Genomic DNA, 20463 nt, shown 5'->3' with positions numbered 1-20463 from the left:
ACACCTCCAAAATATGTTAATATTTTCTATATTTTTTTTATTTTGATTTTTGACTATATTACACCTCCTTTTATAAATTTTGATAATTTCATTTATTAATTTGTTTAAAAACTAAATATAAATATTTACTTTAATAAATATTGGCATATGTCTTATTTATCTTTAATTAAAATTGTTTTTTAATATTCCTATTATTAAATTATTGCAAAAAAAATGCCATCCAAATCAACCTTGATTTTCAAGTAATGTACAAAATTAATAATTATTTTTATTTCATTTTGAAAATTAATAATTTCATATTGAAAATATTGATTAATGGAGTATTTCAATATTTAATCTCCATTGCATTTCAATAATTAATATTTAATTCTTTTAACCTTCTCCATAGAGTAGTCGTGCTGATACCCAGTATTTCTGCTGCTTTTTTTCTATTGCCATTAACCTCTTTTAATATCTTTAATATATACTCTTTTTCCATTCTATTTAATATTCCTTTGTTCATTTTTTCACCAATATTATTAATTCCACTTTCCAAATACTTTTCCATTGCACCTGAAGATGGGTCATATATACATTCTTTATCTATATCCAAAATTTCACAAACATCCTTTTCATCTACTACATTTTTTTCTACCGTAAGCATTAATCTTTCGATAAAATTTTGAAGTTCTCTTATGTTCCCCGGCCATGAATAATTTTTAAGAATTTTAATTGCTTCCTCATTAACTTTTTTAGGAGCCATTTTATTTTTTGACGCGTATATGCTCAAAAAATATTTAATTAACAAAGGAATGTCTTCCTTTCTTTCTCGTAAAGGCGGCATTTTAATATTTATAACGTTCAACCTGTAATATAAATCTTCCCGGAATTTTCCTTCCGATACATATTTTCTTAAATCTTTATTTGTAGCCGCAATTACCCTGACATCTATCGGAATGACCTTATCGTCTCCTATCCTGGAAACCTCTTTTTCCTGAATTACCCTTAAAAGATGAGCCTGGAGGTCCAAAGGCATGTCCGCAATTTCATCGAGAAAAATGGTGCCCATATGTGCCAGTTCAAAAAGACCCGGTTTACCTCCTTTTTTAGCACCTGTAAAAGCTCCTTCCGCGTACCCAAAAAGTTCACTTTCAAGGAGATTTTTAGGTAATGAAGCGCAATTAACCGCAATAAAGGGGCCGTGTTTTCTTAAACTTTCATTATGAATGCTTTGAGCCATTAATTCTTTTCCGGTCCCTGATTCCCCGGTAATCAAAATAGTAGTATCATTTTTAGAAATCCTTTTCGCCATTTCAATAATATTTTTCATTCTCTCACTTGTTGCGATAATATCGTTAAAAGTATATTTTGCCACAAAACCTCTTGTATATTGTTCCTTTCTTATTTTTCTCTCTAATTCCTCTATTTTTGAAATATCATTAAAGGAAATAATACTTCCGATTTTATTATTATTTTCAATTAAAGGAACATAATTAAAAATTACTTTCGTATTTTTTATTTGATCATATTCTGCAATTACTTGTTCCTTCTTTTTTACCGCATCTATAATTTTTTGCGAACTAATATAATTTAAAACATTTTCACCCAGCATATCCTCGTAATTTATCATTAAAATCCTTTGAGCCGAAGGGTTAATATATTTAATTCTATCCATTTCATCCAGCAAAATTATTCCATCACTGCTGTGTTCCGCAATTGCCCTGAGCTGCATTCGCTCTTCGTTCAGCTCTACAATTATTTTCGCAATCCTGATACCTTCCGATATCGCCCTTTTAATAGCACCGGCACCGCATTCCATTAAAATGCCTTTTAGCCCCAATTCTTCAGCTATTTTTACTACTGCTTCACCGCCAATAAAATTTTCTACTCCGAATCTTTTATAAAGTTCCAATATTTTTTCCTCGATTTCTTTATGGTGCCTGATTTCGGAAAAATATATTCTGTAATCCAGTAAATTTTCAATTTCATTAATTTCTTCTATCAGATTTTTATACCCAATTATCCCAATAACATTATCATTTAATTTGATTTTCGAAATCGTCTTTATCAGGTCATTAGAAGTAAAAGAAATGGGTACAACGGTAACATCCAGCTCTTCTTCTATCATTAAGGCTGTTCCACCCCTGCTGATTATTACCTTGCATCCTTTGGTCAAAGCCCTTTTTGCCGCTTTTACACCTTCTTCTAAGTTGCCTTCATAAATTTCAATAATGTCCCCAAAACCTTTAGAAACCTTCAATGCAAGGTTTGCAACGTAAGAATTCGGCGCTATTAAGGCAACCTTTCCTTTCAACCTATCCATTTCCCTCACCCATCCCGTTCTACTTTTTTAAAAATATTAAAATATTATATATTACTTTAATTCTATTATTTGTGCTAATATCCTTTTTGTTATTTATTATTTTAATTTTTTATATAAAATATAGCCATATTTTTCCTTTTTGGAAAAATATGGCTTATTTTCTATTTAACGAGTGCCAATATTCCCTTTTCCTCGGCCTTTTTATCCCATAAAATGGCTAAATCTATTACTTCTTCAATTCTTTCTACAGGAATTATATTAGTTCCATCTATTGTTTTAAATATCTCCTGATAATTCTCCTTCGGTATCAATATTTCTTTTGCCCCTGCTTTTATCGCAGCATCTATTTTTGCGGTTACTCCTCCTACCGGTTTAACATTTCCCCTTATAGAAATCTCACCTGTCATGGCAACGGTATTTTTTACCGGTAACCCTTTTATTGAAGAGTATATTGCCGTTGCAACCGCAATTCCTGCGGATGGCCCATCCAATGGAATACCGCCCGGAAAATTTAAGTGAATGTCAAAATCCCTGGGGTCCACCCCCAAATATTTTCGCATTACCGTAAGGCAATTTTCAACAGATCCCCTTGCCGTACCTTTTCTCCTTAATTTATAAGCTTCTCCTCCCATTTCTTCTTCTTCCACAATGCCCGTAACTATTATTTTACCTTCTCCTTTTTGCACTGGAATAGCTGTCGCTTCAATTTCAATAAGTATTCCCAGATTTGGACCGTAAACCGCAAGTCCGTTCACAAGTCCCACCTGAGGAGTTTCGGGAATTTTTTTATCAGGTCTTTGAGTATACTGTCCGCAGTTGATTATCCATTCCACATCCTTTTGACCTATATTTTTTCTTTTTTCAAGAATTGCAATGCTTGCGGCCATCTGAACTATGTTTACGGCTTCTCTTCCATTGGTGGCGTATTTTTTGATTAAATCAATAACCTCTTCCTTAATTTCGAAATTAATTTTTTGCACCGCATTTTTTACAATTGTCCCTATATCTTCCGGTGATAAGGGTTTAAAAAATATTTCTACACACCTTGAGCGTATTGCTTGCGGTATCTCATTAGGGCTTCTGGTGGTAGCTCCCACCAGCCTAAAATCTGCAGGTAATCCATTTTGAAATATATCGTGGATGTAAAGGGGTATATTGGGGTCCTCGCTGTTATAATAAGCGCTTTCTAAAAAAACCTTCCTGTCTTCCAGAACCTTTAATAATTTATTCATTTGAACGGGATGCAATTCTCCTATTTCATCTATAAAAAGAATACCTCCGTGGGCTTTTGTAACTGCACCGGGTTTAGGCTGAGGGATTCCGGCAATGCCCAAAGGGCCTGCCCCTTGATAAATGGGATCGTGCACCGACCCTATTAATGGGTCGGCTATACCCCTTTCGTCAAACCGGGATATGGTGGCATCAATTTCAACAAATTTTGCATCAGGCCCAAAGGGGGACTCGGGACATTTTTTTGCTTCTTCCAGCACCAGCCTTGCCGCCGCCGTCTTTCCTATCCCCGGGGGACCGTAAATTATTACGTGCTGAGGGTTTGGACCGCACAGAGCTGCTCTTAAAGCTTTCAGCCCTTCTTCCTGACCGATAATTTCTTCAAAAGTTGTAGGCCTTGTTTTTTCTGCAAGCGGTTCTGTAAGGGAGATTTCTCTCAGTTTCCTTAATTTTTCCAGCTCTTTTTTCGATTCCCTATCTACGGTAATCCTGCTCCCCTGCTGGCTCTTTAGCAAATTTAAAAAATACAGCCCCACTATGACCACAAAGGCAATTTGGATTAAGGTCAAAAAACTTGAAGAACTATTCAAAAGCCTCACCTCCCTTTCCAGAATCCGGCTTTTAATATTATTAGCAAATAAAAATAAATTTATCCTGGAAAGGATTTCATAAAAAAAACGCAAGCTTTCAAGCTTGCGTTTATGCCGTTACTTCCTTTTTCTTTCCTTTTTTTCTTTCAGATGTTACAAGAATTGGAGGCTCCTTTTTTAATACGACTTCCTTTGTTACAACACATTTTGCAATATCCTGTCTGGATGGTATCTCATACATTACATCCATCATAATTTCTTCCATAATTGCCCTTAAGCCCCTTGCACCGGTCTTTCGCTTTAATGCTTCCTGGGCTATCAAACCGAGGGCTTCATCGGTAAACTCTAATTGAACGTTATCCATTTCAAATAATTTTTGATACTGCTTTACCAGAGCGTTCTTTGGTTCCTTTAATATTCTAATCAAAGCTTGCTCATCTAAGGCATCCAGGGTAACGATAATTGGTACCCTTCCCACAAATTCCGGAATCATTCCGAACTTAAGAAGGTCTTCCGGCATAATGTGGCTTAAAATCTCCCCTACATTTTTATCTTCTCTGCTTCTTATATCTGCTCCAAAACCTATCCCTTTTTTCCCCAATCTGTTGGCGATGATTTTTTCTATACCCTCAAAAGCACCGCCGCATATGAAAAGTATATTGGTAGTATCTATTTGAATGAATTCCTGATGAGGGTGTTTTCGTCCGCCTTGAGGAGGAACGCTTGCTATGGTCCCTTCCAGGATTTTTAGTAAAGCTTGCTGTACCCCTTCACCCGAAACATCCCTCGTAATTGATGGATTTTCTGATTTTCGTGCTATTTTGTCTATTTCATCTATATACACTATTCCTTTTTCGGCTCTTTCTATATCGTAATCAGCAGCCTGAATGAGCTTTAATAAAATATTTTCCACGTCTTCCCCAACGTAACCGGCTTCGGTAAGGGATGTTGCATCGGCAATGGCAAAAGGCACATTCAAAATCTTTGCAAGAGTCTGTGCAAGTAAAGTTTTGCCGCTTCCTGTTGGGCCAAGCATAATTATATTACTTTTTTGAAGTTCCACGTCATCTAACTTTACATTGGAATTTATTCTCTTATAATGATTGTATACTGCAACGGATAATATCCTTTTGGCTTTTTCCTGGCCTATGACATACTGATCCAAAATCTCTTTTATTTGATTGGGTTTAGGTATATCGGTAAAGTCCATTTTATTATCATCGCTGAATTCTTCTTCTATTATTTCGTTGCATAGTTCGATGCATTCATCGCAAATATACACGCCGGGGCCAGCCACCAACTTTTTAACCTGATCCTGGGTTTTACCGCAAAAAGAGCATTTTAGCTGCCCCTTTTCGTCGTTAAATTTAAACATTTTATCACCTCGTCTTGTTAGCTTTTAACCCTTTTAAATATTACTTCGTCTATTAGCCCGTATTCTTTCGCCTCCTGAGCTGACATAAAATAATCTTTGTCAGTATCTCTTTCAATTTTTTCGATGGGTTGATTGGTATGTTTTGCTAAAATCTCATTTAAAATACCTCTTAAATGCAATATTTCTTTTGCATGAGTTTCAATATCAATGGCCCTACCCTGAACTCCGCCCCAGGGCTGGTGAATCATTATTCTTGAGTTAGGAAGGGCAAACCTCTTTTTAGGAGCTCCGGCAGCCAAAAGCACCGCTCCCATACTGGCCGCAAGTCCCATGCACATGGTGCAGACATCGGGCTTAATATACTGCATGGTATCGTAAATAGCAAGTCCGGCTGTTACAGAACCGCCGGGAGAATTAATATATAGATAGATATCCTTATCGGGGTCTTCCGATTCAAGATAGAGAAGTTGAGCTATCACAAGGCTTGCCACGGTATCGTCTATTGGGGTTCCGATAAAAACTATTCTTTCTTTTAAAAGCCTTGAATATATATCGTAAGCCCTTTCCCCTCTATTGGTTTGTTCCACTACAATTGGAACAAGGCTCATAATATTGCCTCCCTTTAATTTTTATTTTTTTATTCAGTTTTTTCTTCTTCTCCTTCTTTATATATACTATCAGCTATTTTTTCTGTTACTTTTGCGTTGTCGATCAAGAATTTAAAAATTTTATCGGTTAATATCCTATCTTTAATATATTCTATGTTTTCCTCTTTTAGAGTTTTTTTATACTCAGCTAAAGATTTATTAGCTTTTTCCGCGTATTTTTGTAACTCCTGATCCAGTTCTTCTTCGGAAACGGAAATATTCTCAAGTTTTGCTATTTTTTCCAGGACTAATGAGGTTTTTATATTTTCAATAGCCCTATCCTGGAATTTATTTTTAAACTCTTCCGGTGTAAGTTTTACTGCTTCAAGGTAATCCTTTAAATCAATACCGCGAAGCCTCAAACTTACAGCAAAATCATAAATCAGCCTTTCTATTTCTCTGTCAATCATCACCTGGGGAATTTCCACCTTGGCTTTCTCCAAAAGCTTCTTTAAAATAGAGCCCTTCAGAGAGCTCTCTTCAAATTCCTTGGCTCTCTCTTCCAGTTTATTCTTTAAATCTTTTTTTAATTCCTCGAGCGTTTCAAATTCACTTACATCCTTGGCAAATTCATCATCAAGAGGCATTAATTCTTTTTCCTTGATTTCCTTTAAGGTAACCTTAAAAGTAGCTTCTTTACCTTTTAAATCTTCCCTGTGATAATTTTCGGGGAAGGTAACGGTAATTTCCCTTGTTTCCTGAGGCATCATACCTATGAGCTTCTCTTCAAAACCCGGTATGAAAGTTTTCGAACCAACAGTTAACGGATAATTCTGGGCATTACCGCCCTCAAAAGGTTCACCATTGATAAAGCCCTCAAAATCTATAACCGCCAAATCGCCCTCTTTAAGAGGTCTTTCCACATTAATGAAACGCGCATTTTTCTCCTGTAATTCTCTCAATTCTCTTTCCACATCTTCTTCTTTAACATTATATACAATTTTTTCTACTTCTAATTCTTTATAGCCATCTATTTCTACATCGGGCTTCAATGTAACTTTTGCAGTTGCTATTAAAGGTTTATTTTTTTCAATTTGCTCAATTTGAAAATCGGGATGATCAACGGGTTCCAATTTATTTTCTTCTATTCCAATTTTATACGCTTCCGACAGTGCGAATTCAGCTGCATCCTCATAAAGTATTTCCGGGCCATAATACCTTTCTACAATACTTCTTGGTGCTTTTCCGCGTCTGAAACCGGGTACATTAAATCTTTTGGCATTCTTCTTGAAAGATTTTTCGAGAGCCTTTTCAAATTCTTCCTCGTTTACCTCAATTTTTAGGGTAGCGACATTATTTTCTATTTTTTCCAAATTTACTTTCATTATGCTCCTCCTCACTCTTTCCACTTCCGTTATTGCTTTTTTATTATAACATAAATAAAATTTACAATCTATAAAATACAAAAATAATAAACAAATACCTCGGCAATATACCGAGGTTTCCCATTCCTATTATGGTGCGGGCGAGAGGATTTGAACCTCCACGGGGTTACCACTAGATCCTAAGTCTAGCGCGTCTGCCAGTTCCGCCACGCCCGCATGGTGAGCCATGGAGGACTCGAACCTCCGACACCCTGATTAAAAGTCAGGTGCTCTACCGCCTGAGCTAATGGCCCAGAAGAAATCTCATTCTACACGCTATATAATTATAATTTAAAATTATTAATTAGGCAATAGCAAATTTTTATTTTAATTCCTGATTTTATCTTGCAAGCCATCCTCCATCAACGCATAATGCTTCTGCTACAGCGTTACCCCGTTTTTAAATATTGCAATCTCCCTGAAACCCATTAATTCTGATTTAGTAGGCATACCCGAGGCCACTTTTATAACATATTCTAAAAGGTCTTTCAGCAATTTTTCCATGGTTTCCCCCGAAAGTAATCTACCGGCATCAAAGTCCATCCACATTAATTTTTTCTTATAAATCTCACTATTTGTGGCTATTTTTACCGTAGGAACAACGGTTCCAAGAGGCGTTCCGCGTCCTGTAGTGAAAAGGATTATTTGACAGCCTGCTGCTGCCAGCACAGTAGAGGCTACCATATCGTTTCCCGGGCCACTTAATAAATTTAACCCTTTCTCTTTTATTACATCGCCGTACTCCAGGACATCTACAACCGGACTCGTTCCTCCCTTCTGAGTACACCCCAAGGATTTTTCTTCAAGGGTAGTGATTCCTCCTTTTTTATTACCGGGTGAAGGGTTTTCATAGATGGGCTGGTTGTAGCTCATAAAATACCCTTTAAAATTATTTATAAGATTTACTATTTTTTCAAATACCTCTTTGTTTTTTGCTCTATCCATAAGGATAGTTTCTGCACCGAACATTTCAGGTACTTCGGTGAGTATAGTGCTGCCTCCATAGGCTATTATTTTATCGGAAAAAGCCCCCACCAGCGGATTTGCGGTTATTCCTGAAAATCCATCTGAACCCCCACATTTTAATCCTATTACCAGATCCGAAAGGGGGCATTCTTCTCTTTTAAATTGCGATGCGCATTCAATTAGCTCTTTAACAAGTTTAACACCGGCCTCTATTTCATCTTCCACTTCCTGAGCAACTAAAAATTTCACTCTCTCTTGATCGTAATTTCCCAAGACTTTTTTAAACTCCTCTACGTTGTTATTTTCACACCCTAACCCCAGAACCAATACGCCCCCCGCATTGGGATGATTAACAAGATCCGCAAGTATTTTTTGTGTACAAAAAAGGTCACTTCCCAGCTGGGAACAGCCGTAGGGGTGTTTAAGTTCGTAAATGCCGTCTATACCTCCAATACCTTCGAATTCCCTGGCAGCACGCTTTGCGATAAGTTCAGCGTTTCTGTTTACACAGCTTACCGTTGGTATTATCCATATTTCGTTTCTAATTCCCACTTTCCCATTTTTTCTGCGATAACCTTTAAAGGTTATATCGCATTGCAAAGGTTCAAATTTTATATTTTGTTGATGATATTCATATTCCAGGATTTCACCCAGATTGGTTTTTAAATTATGAGTATGCACCCATTCGCCGGCCTTAATATCGCAAATTGCATGACCAATAGGGAAACCGTATTTTATTATATTCTCGTCTTTTCTTATATCCCTTAAAGCAATTTTATGACCTTTATCTATGTCTTCTAAAGCTACAATTGAGGAGGACCCTGAGGTCAGGGCCTCCCCCTTTTTTACATCTTCTAAGGTTACGGCTACATTGTCTCCTTCGTGAATTTTTATTATTTTCATATATTTCTTTCCCCCTTTACCAGTCTATGCACGGTTTCCCTTATTCCTTCGGCACTTATCTGGTAAAGGTAATTCCCCACCTTTTCTGTAAAACCGGGTATATTATTGAGATCCTCTTCCCACAAATCGATATTACCGAGTACTTCTCTTGCAACCTCAATAGCTGATTCTAAGCTCCCGTTAAATTTTTTCCAGGTGTTTTCCAAAAATTGAAGAACGGGGAGGTCATCCTTCATTATAAATTCTCCTTTTTCCCTGCGAGCTACCATTGATGTGCCTTCTACCCTTCCGTCCTTATACACCGCAATAAGTGCTGCCATAGAGAAAGTGAGTTTCTCGGGTAATTTGCCAAATCTTCTATAGTATTCGATTATGGATGGCAGAACCCTCGTCTTGAATTTGGAAGAAGAGTTTAAAAGTATGCTGATAAGGTAATGTTTTATGAATGGATTGCGGAATCGCTCTATAACCGAATCAGCAAAATCTGTCAGCATCTTCTTGTCTAAGTCAATTGAAGGAATTATTTCATCGTAAATGATATTTTTGACGTACTCACCCATTACATCATGGTCCATCATTTCTCCAACGGTTTCAAGACCATAAAGGAAAGCTGCCGGAACCGAAGATGTATGGGCACCGTTTAAAATCCTTACCTTACGGGTTCTATAAGGCGTCATATCATCGGTCCATATAACGTTAAGTCCTACTTTTGTAAAGGGGAGTTTTTCAGAAAGCTCTTTTGGTCCCTCTATTACCCAGAGGTGGAATAATTCTCCTGTATCCAAAAGCTCGTCTTCATACCCAAGCTTTGATATAATTTCTGTTATCTCATCCTTTGGATATCCAGTTACCACACGGTCCACCAGAGTATTTAAAAAAATATTGTTTTCCTCGACCCACTTTATAAACTCTTCAGGTAAATTCCAATCTTTTGAAAGTTGTAGAACAATTTTTCTTAAGTTGTCACCGTTTCTATCAATAAGCTCACAAGGTATTATTACCATCCCTTTTGTTGGATCTCCGCTAAAATGCTTATACCTGTGGAATAGATAAGCCACCAGTTTCCCCGGGAAAGACACAGGAGGCCTTTTATCAAGGCTATCGTTTTTATCGTAATATATTCCCGCTTCGGTGGTGTTGGATATTACAAACTCGATGTTGGGATCCTCCGCACACCTTAAAAATTCTTCCCATTGAGTGTAAGGATTAATACCCCTGCTTACCGAACTAATTATTTCCTTTATCTCTGTAGGCACTCCATCTTTCAGACCTCTTAGTATTAATGTGTACAGCCCGTCCTGTTGATTTAATTTTTCTACGAGCCCTTCAGCTATTGGCTGAACAACTACAACCCGACCGTTAAACAAATGAGCTTTATTCATTTGATGAAACATCCAGTCCACAAAAGCCCTTAAAAAATTGCCTTCACCGAATTGAATAACCTTTTCAGGTAGATCTTCAGGAAAATCCTGAACCTCTAAGTCCGAAGGAAATTCGAAATTTCCCTTCAGTAATTGTTTGTTTAGCTTTACCATATTACATTCCTCCCAAAACGACTTAGTTATTTTTCATAGCATCCACTAACTTCGGGTCATCTTTGGGAGTCAACTTTCTACCGTAAGGGCCTGCCATTACCCAGAGATAATAAACTTTAAATCCCGGAGCTGCTGCTACCGGATGATAACCTTCTTTTATTACTACCGTGTCCCCATCCTTTACCAGGAAGGACTCCCTTAGCGTTAAATCATCGTTATAAATTACCTGGACGCCAAAGCCCTCCTTTGGATATACTTTGAAATAATAGATTTCCTCCATCTCTGTTTCCACAGGCGGATCGTATTTATCGTGCTTGTGAGATGGATAACTCGACCATTGCCCCGGATATGAAAAGGTTTCGCCAACTAATATGCGATCAACTTTGCCCTCCACTTTTTCAACGATAATATCGTGAACTTCCCTTCTGTAGCCATCATTACCCCGGAAATTCACTATTACATCCTCCGGGTTTACCACAAAGGGTTGGTACTGCTTTTCAGCAATAGCTGATACAATAACAATTTCAGCATTCTTACCATCGGATTCCTCTATTTCATAAACGCTATTAATTGGGATATAGACTGCTGTGGCTTTACCTGAAAAAACGTTTTCCCTTCCTCCCAGATCTTTAAAGAATTGTCCTCCCACCTTTACATTGCACTTTCCGGATAAAATTACCAGAACCTTTTCTTCCTTGCCGGTTTTATCAGTATAGCTTTCGTTATTTTCCAAATTCAACAGTCCCAATCCTACATATTTTGTATCCTCTCCTACTTTGACCACTTCTTTGTATCCTTTTTGTTTTGAAAAAGGAAAAAAAATAGGCAATTTAACTCCCTCCATTATAAAATTAAGAAAATTAATAAATATATTAATTTCTTATCTTATCAAGATATCGGGTCTTTTAATTACGAATTCTCCACAGTTTACCTCTTTTGTCGGAAAATTAGCCGAAACCGTTAAAATTTCAGGTCTTCCATTTTTTACTATAATTGTATCTTCAGATTTAACTCCTGCAATAGTAGGATTCCAGGCATAAACCTGTCCTTAAACAAAAACTAATAAAGTGAGGCAAAGTAAAACAACAACCTTTTTAGAAAAAAAGCGTGACATTTACAAAACCTCCCTTAAATTTTAATTAATGAAGAAAATAGAAAGATGACTTTAAATAAAAATTTATTACTTATTTCATCACCCCCTTAAATTCCTTCACTTTGCATTTTTTTCCCTTTTGACTGTATATAATCTACAATATCCGAATTAGATCTAAAAAGTTCTCTTAAAGCCAACGCGCAGGCTCCGATAACTCCGGAATTTTTCCCCAAGGAGGATACCTTTATAGATGTGGAAATTGCTATTTCAGGAAAAGCATGAGAATAAACCGTTTCCTTTATTACATCCATGAAAATTTCTACTACTTTTGACATCTTGCCGCCAATAAAAATGGTTTCCGGATTATAAAAGTTCACTATATTAGCTATCGCAAGGCCAACATATTTTGCAATTTGTTTTAAAAGATCATGAGCGTAGGATCCCTCTATCAATGCACAATTTAAGATATCATTGGTTCCAACTTTACCCTTTTTTTCCCATATTTCCTTTAACGGATCATCATTCTTGATAAGGGGAAGCTCGGAATTTACCCTTCGTAATATTGCAGGAATACCGCATATACTCTCAAGACACCCGCGATTTCCGCAATTGCATAACGGGCCATTTTCCATTATTACCATATGTCCTATTTCACCCGCATGACCCTGAAACCCCTGCAAAATGCGGTCCTCTAAAATTATGCCCGCACTAATACCTTCTCCGAGATTGATATATACAAGGTCTTTGTAAGATATTGCTCCCCCAAACCACCTTTCTGCAAGAGCTGAAGCATTAGAGTTATTCTCAACAAATACAGGTAAACCAACCTGTTTTTCAATTACTTCTCTAATCGGGAAATTATTCCATTTAGGCCCTAAGTTTACCGATCTTTTTACTATGCCCTCTTTTACGTTTAAAAGTCCGGGGAAAGCAACGCCTATTCCCAAAAAAGTTTTCTCTTCGGATGAATTCCTTTCAATAATACTTTTTAAGGAGTTAATTAGAATCGGAATTCCTTCTTCGGGATCGGTCATATCTATTTCAACCAAACTAATTTCACCGGGAACATTTTTTAAATCCCCAATTCCTATGGAAGTTTCAAAGCGCGTTACTTCGATGCCGAGAACATACCCTGCTTCCGGGTTAAACTTAATTTTTACCGGTCTTCGCCCCCCGCGAGATTTTGCCAGCCCCACCTCTTTTACAAGGCCAATTTCTAATAATTCACGGATTATACCGGTTATAGCAGGCGGGGTTAGCCCCGTTTTTTCCGCCAGCTCGTATCTCGAAATTACTTCATGCTGTTTAATAATGTTCAGAACTGTCATTCTATTTATTTTTTTAACGTATTTACTATTTCCAGGTATTTTTGACATGGTAATCACCCTTTATTGCAGTATTTGAAGACATTTTTATATAAATTATGGATACTTTTTTAACTTAATTAATTAACTATTGTAATATTCGATAAAACTTTCTAAAATCCTCTTTTTCTTTTAATAAAATTTTTAATGGTTCAATAATAAATGAAAGGTCGTAAAAAATCACTTTAAAAAAGAAAAACCACCTTTCGCAAAAAAGCGATTGGTGGTTTATATTTTCTCACATGGCTGGGGCGGCAGGATTCGAACCTACGATGCAGGATCCAAAGTCCCGTGCCTTACCGCTTGGCTACGCCCCAGTATTTAAAATGGGGTGGATAGTGGGACTTGAACCCACGACTTCCAGAGCCACAATCTGGCGTTCTGACCAGCTGAACTATATCCACCACAAAATGGCGCGCCCGAGGGGATTCGAACCTCTGACCCACGGATTAGAAGTCCGTTGCTCTATCCTGCTGAGCTACGGGCGCATTACTAATTTGGAGCGGGAAACGGGAATCGAACCCGCGACACCCAGCTTGGAAGGCTGGTGCTCTGCCAACTGAGCTATTCCCGCATATTATGGTCGAGGCAGAGGGACTTGAACCCCCGACCCCATGGTCCCAAACCATGTGCGCTACCAACTGCGCTATGCCTCGAAGCCTTAAGGACAATGTATAGTATACAATAATTTTTTTTTTGAGTCAAGATACTACAAACTATCAATAAAATAAATTTTAGCTTTGGCAATAAATTTTTAGATTTCAATAATTCTTGATGTAATATCTCCCCCTTGAATTTCCAACATCCCGCAGGAAGGAGAAAATCCTCCTCTTGGCAAAGTAGGGCTTCCAGGATTTAAAAAAACAATATCGTCAATTTTTATATTTAACGTTTTGTGGGTATGTCCAAACACCACAGCATCTACTTTCAATTCTTTTGCCTTCTTTATTAGCATCCCCAGATCTTCTTTAATATGAAAGTAATGTCCGTGAGTCAAAAAAATGCTTTTGTTTTGCAGTTTCAAAACTTTCTCGAATTCTCCTTCCGAAGGATAATATAAATCGCAATTTCCCAAAACCCCTATGACTTCCTTTCCAAAAATTGCTTTTATGTACTCTACATCTTGATATAAATCTCCCGCGTGAAGTATTATATCCGAATCCTTTAATTTATCCACAGCTCTTTCGATGGATTTAATATTTCCATGAGTATCACTTAATACCCCAATTCGCAAAGTATGTGCCTCCTTAATTTCTCAAGAGCATTACCTCTATGACTTATTTTATTTTTCACTTCTTCATCCAGTTCAGCCAGGGTTTTCCCTAATTCGGGTACATAAAAAACAGGATCATAACCAAACCCATTACTGCCGCAAGGGGCCAGAGTAATATAGCCTTTCAGTATTCCTTTTTCCATAAAAAATCTGCCATCAGGCAAAGCAAAACATAAATAGCACACAAATTGAGCCTTTCTTTTCTCAAAAGGTACTCCTTCCAGTTCAAAAAGCAGCTTTTTTATATTTTCCTCCGATGTGGCATTTTCTCCAGCGTACCTTGCCGTAAATATACCCGGTCTTCCGTTAAGAGCCTCTACTTCCAGCCCCGAGTCGTCTCCAAGAGAGGGTAATCCCGTCTTCTTGGCAGTCTCAAGAGCCTTTAAAATTGCGTTTTCCTCGAAGGAGCTTCCCTTTTCATCAATTATAATACCGGGGAAATCCATTAAAGAAAGCAATTGAACAGGCAAATCGGATAGCATTTTTTTAAATTCCTTAAATTTTCCCTTATTCGATGTGGCGATTACAAGCTTCATTTATTTTCAACCTCTTTATTTTCTACCTCGTTTAAAAGATCTTTTAACACATTTTTCTGCACCATTATAAGCTCATCTATTCCTTTTTTTGCCAGATCCAAAAGTTCGTTTAAATCTTCTCTAGTAAATGGGAATGCCTCGCCCGTCCCCTGTATTTCCACAAACTGACCTTTTTCCGTCATAACTACATTCATATCTACCTGAGCCTTGGAATCCTCATCAAACTTCAAATCTAAAAGCTTCTCTCCTTCTACTATTCCCACACTTACTGCAGCTACAAAACTATCAACGGGGATAGAATTTATTATTTTGCTATCCTTTAAATGCTTCAAAGCATCCACAAGCGCAACAAAGGCTCCGGTTATGGATGCAGTTCTGGTACCTCCATCCGCTTGAATAACATCGCAGTCAATCCAAATGGTCCTTTCTCCTAAGTCGTTTAAATTTACTACCGATCTAAGGGCTCTGCCTATGAGCCTCTGGATCTCCATCGTTCTTCCACTGGGCTTTAAGGTTTCTCTAACATTTCTAATTTCCGTAGCCCTTGGCAGCATCGAATATTCTGCTGTAATCCACCCTTGTCCCTTTCCGCGCAAAAAAGGAGGTACCTTATCATCCACCGTAGCAGTGCAAATGACCTTGGTATCACCGCATTCTATTAAAACAGATCCCTCCGCGTATTTGTTGTAATGACGAATAATTTTGACCGGTCTTATTTCGTTATTCTTTCTGCCATCAGTTCTTACCAATATTACCCTTCCCTTCTCAATGGTTATTAATATTTTTATATACTTTCTGGATTTACATAAAGCGGTTTTAATATGGGAGTGTCCAAAACCGTGCCTTCAGAAAGCACCGTTTTCTCTCCCTCTACCTGGATTGTGACTCTATCCACCCCTTTAAAGGAAGTAAGGGTCAATACTATGGAATTAACCACCGCTTGTTCGTTTTCCAATCCTCCTCCAAAATTTTCAAGTTCCTTAGAAAAATTCGCTATGACCTCATTGTCTTTCTTTTCAACGCTTAAAACCTTTGTTTCCTTGGGTATAACCGAAGATAATCCCATTTCAGGTTTTGGGCCTTTTATTAATTCTTGAAGGGCAGTCTTAAATAAATCATTTGAGTTTTTTACATACCTTGTTACCGGGACGAAGTAGCTAAAGGTGCCTTCTTTATTTGTTCCTCTAAAATACAGGGTAACTTTTTGCATGTTATTTATATTTTGCCCTTCCGATTCAAGATTAATATTTTCTCTTTGAAGCGGAGTATCTAATTTTGTTCCGAAAGTACTTTTCTTTATACTTTTTCCTTCCACCATTAATTCCACTTTATTTATTGTGGGAAATTCAGTCAGGGTATAAACCAGGGACAGTAAGGCGATTTTCTCTCCCATCTTATCCTTGAAATTTAAAAATTCTTTACAGAAATCCACCCTTGCCACACCGTCTTTAATAGTCATTCCCAGAATCCTCGTATTTTCAGGCAGAGTAGGTTTTAATCCCTTATCGGAAAGCTGCGTCCTTATTTCTTCCCTATCAATAAGATTTTCTATTGCAGCTTTTGCTATCCCCTCTACCCTTGGAATACTTTTGGTAACAGGAACCAGTAAATTATTCTCGTTAACATAGTATAAGACGGTTTTTCTTAAGTCCTCACTTTTCCCCTGGATTGCTTCCTCTTTATTGCTATCTTCCTTTTTTAAAAAAGTTAATATATTGCATCCCGTCAAACTAACTAACAAAAGTAAAATCAGAAGCCCGGCAATGAGCTTTTTGGGCATAAATCTACCTCCTCCAAAATATATCTAATTTTATATATATTTTGGAGAAGGATAAATATGATTTATTTATTCTGTTTAAAATAACCACCCTTTGCCGATTTGGTATCGAGAACCGTTATAAAAGCTGAGTCGTCTTCTTCCTCTATCAGAGAAATTAAATTGGGCAGGTCTTTTCTTGCGGTGGAAATCATTAAAACCTCTCTTATCCCCTCTTTTCCCATACCGTTTAGTGTGGTTACGCCGAATCCGCAGTTTCGTATTTTTTCACATAACTGGGACCTTTGAGTTATTACCTGAACAGTAGTGTATCCTAAAGCCAGTTTTTCTTCAATAAAACTGCCCACAAAATTTCCGGTGGCAAAACCTAAAGCATAGGAAAGCAGATTTAAAGGATTATTTAACTTTCCTACCACCTGTGTTAATGCAGTTATGTAAATAATTACCTCAAAAAATCCGATGACTGCAGCCTGTAACCTGTGACCTTTTACAATCATTATGGTCCTGATAGTAGCGAGGGAAACGTCTGCCACCCGGGCAAAAAATATAAATAAATACCCTGCAATTGGTGACATTTATAAGACCCCCTTAATTAATCACAAGTATAATATCAAACCTCCTCTTATCTGTCAATAAAGTAAAAATCTGAGAATGCCTTTAAATATTCCCTCCGCAGCTTTTTGCCTGAAATTGGGGTCCATCAAAAGGGAGAGGTCCTTTGGATTGCTCATAAATGCGACCTCAATAATGCAGGAAGGCATATTTGTCTCTCTTATTACCACTAAAGCCGTCCTTTCAACAATGCCAAGATCTGTTATGCCCAGAGCTTCCACCATACTTTTTTGTATTACCTCTGCAAACCTCTTTTTTTCCATAGTAGGAAAGTACAGGGTCTGTACTCCCGAAGTCTGAGGGTTTAAACTGGAATTACAGTGGATACTTACAAACAAATCGGCATTTATTTCATTTGCCATACCCGCACGAGCGTATAAATTAACGTATATATCGCTTTCTCTCGTCATCAGTACTTTTGCACCATTATCCTCTAATACTTTTTTTAATCTTAAAGCTATATCAAGATTTATATCTTTTTCATAAACACCCTGATATACGGCTCCGGGGTCACTACCTCCATGTCCCGGGTCAATTACAATCGTTTTCCCAAAAAGTGATAAAGAAGAGAATTCAATAATGATTTTATTATCCAAAGTTAATACATTATGGTGAAGACCGTAATCCCCCTTATAAATCCTCGCTACAAGTTTATTGTTATTTACATCTTCCTCAAAAATAACGTTTCCTTTCATTCCGTTAGAAAATGTAAAATCCAGTGTTTTTCCCCCGTATATTAAGTTGGTTTTATCCATTTCGATTACCAGGGTATTTCTTAAAACATCCTCATTTATAGAATACGCAGTTGTTTTATCAAGCCCAAAAATAATTTGAGTTTTTCCCTCTTTATTTTCTATGCTGACATCTAATAACTTTGCATTGCTTCTAAACTCTACAATTAACCCTTCTTCCTCTTTTTCTACAAGGAAATTAAATTCTCTTTTAATATCGAAAACTATTCTCGTTATATCCGGATTTATGGAAAACTGGCTGGATCTAATGCTTCTTACAAAATTATCACCATCAATCCTGGGAATATTGAAGGCCGGACGAGAATTATAAAGGTCCAGCACCAGCCTGTAATCATTGCTGTTTACCGACCCAAGGGTAAAGTATTTAAATTCAGTATTAGCCGGCACTTTAATAGTGAATTTTGAGCTTTCCGTACTTTTTGCGTATTCCAGTTCGTCAATTATAGTAAAAAATTTTAATTTTAGTACCCCATCTTTTACAAAGTATTCATACATAAACCCTTCTTTTTTTTCAAGAATAAGACGGGTTCCCATGTCCGTGAAAGATAGTTGTGCGTCTTTTAAAAACTTGCCGTTATATACATAAAAATTTTGATTTTCCTTAACCTTTGCGGTTAAATCTAAAATAATTGAATTTTCCTTTTCCTGAATTGAATATTCCACAGGATTTTCCGCTTCAATATTTAAAACCCCTTCATTTTCGTCCCAGTAAATATTTTTTATCTCGTTGTTTTTCTTGTATATCCTGACAATCCGGTTTTGTCCATCCCAGATAACCTTTGCCTCAAAATTTTCCGCTATAAATCTTAACGGAACAAAAACCCTGTTACTTATTATCATTGGCGGAATTTGTAACTTTGCTTTTTTGCCACCCACATAAGCGTATAATTCGTTAACTTTTAAAATAATTGTGTTATTTTTAAAAGAAAGGGTAATCTTTTTTGAAACGCTCTCGTAGTTTACCTTAACTCCTAAATTTTCAGAAATCACCCTTAACGGAACCATTGTAGTATCTTTGTAAATAAACGGCATTACATCAGAAATCACCTTTTTATCATCAATAAAGACTTCTATTGAGTTTTTTGAAGGAGCTGCAAAAACTGGAGCTTTAATTAAAATAAATAACGCCAGGAAAATTATTACGATTTTTTTCGTCAATTTACTACCTCCTCAAAACCTTTTTAAAAATAAAATTCTATTTTCATTCCAATAAATCCTTTTAAAAACCAATTTTTAAAGTAAATGTAAATTTGATGTAATAAAAACAAAAATAAATAAAATTAAAAAATAAAAACCGGTTTAAACCGGTTTTTATTTTTTAATTTATGGAAGTTTTTTTATTATTTTTTCTTTTACTTCAAACCTCTTGCTCTTCTGTTTAATTAACCTTTCCATTAGTTTATTTTCATTTATTTTATAACTTAAAGTAAATAAACTATCTATCAGATGGACATTTTCAACCATAATATGTGGTGGTACTTTAATCTCAATTGGTGCAAAATTCCAAATACCCTTTATTATAGTACCGCTCAATATATCAGCTACCTGCTGGGCATTTTCTTTCGGAACTGCTATTATCGCAATATCCACATTGTTTTCATTAATAACATAAGATAATTCCTCTAAATCATATACCGGAACTCCGTGAATTCTTAACCCCGTCAATCTCGGGTTTATATCGAACATGGCAATTATTTTGAATCCGTGAGACTCAAAATCCTTATAATTTGCCAGTGCCTGTCCCAAATTTCCGGCGCCAATAATAACCATCTTGTGTTCCGTATGTAGTCCTAAAATTTTTGCTACTTCATTATACAATTGTTCCACATTATATCCATAACCCTGCTGTCCAAATTCTCCAAAATTATTCAAATCCTGTCTTACCTGTGATGCAGTAAAGCCCAGCATCTGCCCCAATTCCTGGGACGAAACTTTTTCCACATTATTCCTCAAAAGTTCCCCCAAGCATTTATGGTATTTGGGAAGTCTTCTTATAACGGCAAGGGAAATTTTCTTGATTTCTTCTTCCGCCATAATATCACCCAAAATTCTTATTTGCATTTGTTTTTGATATTATCATAAATTATTAATATTGTCAAAAATTTATTTTAATCATTTTTAAAATAAATTTTAAAAAAGGGGAT

General features: G+C 36.6%; 16 protein-coding genes and 7 tRNA genes. All 23 read right to left on the bottom strand.

The window, feature by feature from the left end:
- Positions 1 to 349 precede the first annotated feature (349 nt).
- Entirely contained in the window at positions 350 to 2302 is a 1953-nt protein-coding gene (locus ACPLOV_RS03205; RefSeq protein WP_424908398.1) for a sigma 54-interacting transcriptional regulator, read from the bottom strand.
- A 161-nt stretch (positions 2303 to 2463) separates the two neighbouring features.
- Positions 2464 to 4131 carry an ATP-dependent protease LonB gene (gene lonB / locus ACPLOV_RS03200; protein WP_424910630.1) on the bottom strand — a complete coding sequence of 556 codons (1668 nt, stop codon included), beginning with the start codon at positions 4129 to 4131 and terminating at the stop codon, positions 2464 to 2466.
- Positions 4132 to 4231: 100 nt separating this feature from the next.
- Positions 4232 to 5497 carry an ATP-dependent Clp protease ATP-binding subunit ClpX gene (gene clpX / locus ACPLOV_RS03195; RefSeq protein ID WP_424910629.1) on the bottom strand — a complete coding sequence of 422 codons (1266 nt, stop codon included), beginning with the start codon at positions 5495 to 5497 and terminating at the stop codon, positions 4232 to 4234.
- 17 nt (positions 5498 to 5514) lie between these two features.
- Positions 5515 to 6105, bottom strand: a complete 591-nt coding sequence (gene clpP, locus ACPLOV_RS03190; protein ID WP_068747410.1) for an ATP-dependent Clp endopeptidase proteolytic subunit ClpP — start codon at positions 6103 to 6105, stop codon at positions 5515 to 5517.
- 29 nt (positions 6106 to 6134) lie between these two features.
- Complete coding sequence (gene tig, locus ACPLOV_RS03185) at positions 6135 to 7469, bottom strand: trigger factor (protein WP_424910628.1); 1335 nt, start codon at positions 7467 to 7469, stop codon at positions 6135 to 6137.
- A gap of 132 nt (positions 7470 to 7601) precedes the next feature.
- Positions 7602 to 7685 (bottom strand) — tRNA-Leu (locus ACPLOV_RS03180).
- Position 7686: 1 nt separating this feature from the next.
- A tRNA-Lys gene (locus ACPLOV_RS03175) sits at positions 7687 to 7762 on the bottom strand.
- A 127-nt stretch (positions 7763 to 7889) separates the two neighbouring features.
- Complete coding sequence (locus ACPLOV_RS03170; RefSeq protein ID WP_424910627.1) at positions 7890 to 9377, bottom strand: UxaA family hydrolase; 1488 nt, start codon at positions 9375 to 9377, stop codon at positions 7890 to 7892.
- Positions 9374 to 10912, bottom strand: coding sequence for a tagaturonate reductase (locus tag ACPLOV_RS03165; RefSeq protein WP_424910626.1), 1539 nt, complete (start codon positions 10910 to 10912; stop codon positions 9374 to 9376). Before ACPLOV_RS03165 ends, ACPLOV_RS03170 begins: the two co-directional genes overlap by 4 nt.
- 22 nt (positions 10913 to 10934) lie before the next feature.
- Entirely contained in the window at positions 10935 to 11741 is an 807-nt protein-coding gene (gene iolB, locus ACPLOV_RS03160; protein ID WP_424910625.1) for a 5-deoxy-glucuronate isomerase, read from the bottom strand.
- Between the two features lie 371 nt (positions 11742 to 12112).
- Positions 12113 to 13381 (bottom strand): ROK family transcriptional regulator, encoded by a 1269-nt coding sequence (locus ACPLOV_RS03155; RefSeq protein WP_424910624.1) that lies wholly within the window; start codon positions 13379 to 13381, stop codon positions 12113 to 12115.
- Between the two features lie 231 nt (positions 13382 to 13612).
- A tRNA-Gln gene (locus tag ACPLOV_RS03150) sits at positions 13613 to 13686 on the bottom strand.
- A gap of 10 nt (positions 13687 to 13696) precedes the next feature.
- A tRNA-His gene (locus ACPLOV_RS03145) sits at positions 13697 to 13773 on the bottom strand.
- Between the two features lie 7 nt (positions 13774 to 13780).
- A tRNA-Arg gene (locus ACPLOV_RS03140) sits at positions 13781 to 13857 on the bottom strand.
- A 10-nt stretch (positions 13858 to 13867) separates the two neighbouring features.
- A tRNA-Gly gene (locus ACPLOV_RS03135) sits at positions 13868 to 13943 on the bottom strand.
- Between the two features lie 6 nt (positions 13944 to 13949).
- A tRNA-Pro gene (locus ACPLOV_RS03130) sits at positions 13950 to 14025 on the bottom strand.
- Positions 14026 to 14123: 98 nt separating this feature from the next.
- Complete coding sequence (locus tag ACPLOV_RS03125) at positions 14124 to 14603, bottom strand: metallophosphoesterase family protein (protein WP_424909669.1); 480 nt, start codon at positions 14601 to 14603, stop codon at positions 14124 to 14126.
- Positions 14585 to 15178 (bottom strand): XTP/dITP diphosphatase, encoded by a 594-nt coding sequence (locus ACPLOV_RS03120; RefSeq protein ID WP_424909670.1) that lies wholly within the window; start codon positions 15176 to 15178, stop codon positions 14585 to 14587. The genes ACPLOV_RS03125 and ACPLOV_RS03120 overlap by 19 nt, the downstream gene beginning before the upstream one ends.
- Entirely contained in the window at positions 15175 to 15927 is a 753-nt protein-coding gene (gene rph / locus ACPLOV_RS03115; protein WP_424909671.1) for a ribonuclease PH, read from the bottom strand. Before rph ends, ACPLOV_RS03120 begins: the two co-directional genes overlap by 4 nt.
- Before the next feature lie 35 nt (positions 15928 to 15962).
- On the bottom strand, positions 15963 to 16958 hold the full coding sequence (locus tag ACPLOV_RS03110; protein ID WP_424910623.1) for a GerMN domain-containing protein: 996 nt from the start codon (positions 16956 to 16958) through the stop codon (positions 15963 to 15965).
- A 62-nt stretch (positions 16959 to 17020) separates the two neighbouring features.
- Complete coding sequence (locus ACPLOV_RS03105) at positions 17021 to 17530, bottom strand: DUF2179 domain-containing protein (RefSeq protein ID WP_424909673.1); 510 nt, start codon at positions 17528 to 17530, stop codon at positions 17021 to 17023.
- A gap of 54 nt (positions 17531 to 17584) precedes the next feature.
- Positions 17585 to 19477 (bottom strand): N-acetylmuramoyl-L-alanine amidase, encoded by a 1893-nt coding sequence (locus ACPLOV_RS03100; protein ID WP_424910622.1) that lies wholly within the window; start codon positions 19475 to 19477, stop codon positions 17585 to 17587.
- Between the two features lie 165 nt (positions 19478 to 19642).
- Positions 19643 to 20353: a redox-sensing transcriptional repressor Rex gene (locus ACPLOV_RS03095; RefSeq protein ID WP_424909675.1), complete on the bottom strand. Its 711-nt coding sequence runs from the start codon at positions 20351 to 20353 to the stop codon at positions 19643 to 19645.
- Between the last annotated feature and the right edge of the window lie 110 nt (positions 20354 to 20463).

Source organism: Thermovenabulum sp. (genome assembly GCF_049723235.1).
Taxonomy (GTDB): Bacteria; Bacillota; Thermosediminibacteria; order Thermosediminibacterales; family Thermosediminibacteraceae; genus Thermovenabulum.
This window is presented reverse-complemented; position numbering and strand designations above follow the sequence as displayed.

Excerpts from the sequence above, each read along its gene's own strand:
- ACPLOV_RS03205 (WP_424908398.1), bottom strand. The coding sequence starts at position 2,302 with ATGGATAGGTTGAAAGGAAAGGTTGCCTTAATAGCGCCGAATTCTTAC.
- clpX (WP_424910629.1), bottom strand. The coding sequence starts at position 5,497 with ATGTTTAAATTTAACGACGAAAAGGGGCAGCTAAAATGCTCTTTTTGC.
- clpP (WP_068747410.1), bottom strand. The coding sequence starts at position 6,105 with ATGAGCCTTGTTCCAATTGTAGTGGAACAAACCAATAGAGGGGAAAGG.
- tig (WP_424910628.1), bottom strand. The coding sequence starts at position 7,469 with ATGAAAGTAAATTTGGAAAAAATAGAAAATAATGTCGCTACCCTAAAA.
- ACPLOV_RS03170 (WP_424910627.1), bottom strand. The coding sequence starts at position 9,377 with ATGAAAATAATAAAAATTCACGAAGGAGACAATGTAGCCGTAACCTTA.
- ACPLOV_RS03165 (WP_424910626.1), bottom strand. The coding sequence starts at position 10,912 with ATGGTAAAGCTAAACAAACAATTACTGAAGGGAAATTTCGAATTTCCT.
- ACPLOV_RS03155 (WP_424910624.1), bottom strand. The coding sequence starts at position 13,381 with ATGTCAAAAATACCTGGAAATAGTAAATACGTTAAAAAAATAAATAGA.
- ACPLOV_RS03120 (WP_424909670.1), bottom strand. The coding sequence starts at position 15,178 with ATGAAGCTTGTAATCGCCACATCGAATAAGGGAAAATTTAAGGAATTT.
- ACPLOV_RS03110 (WP_424910623.1), bottom strand. The coding sequence starts at position 16,958 with ATGCCCAAAAAGCTCATTGCCGGGCTTCTGATTTTACTTTTGTTAGTT.
- ACPLOV_RS03105 (WP_424909673.1), bottom strand. The coding sequence starts at position 17,530 with ATGTCACCAATTGCAGGGTATTTATTTATATTTTTTGCCCGGGTGGCA.
- ACPLOV_RS03095 (WP_424909675.1), bottom strand. The coding sequence starts at position 20,353 with ATGGCGGAAGAAGAAATCAAGAAAATTTCCCTTGCCGTTATAAGAAGA.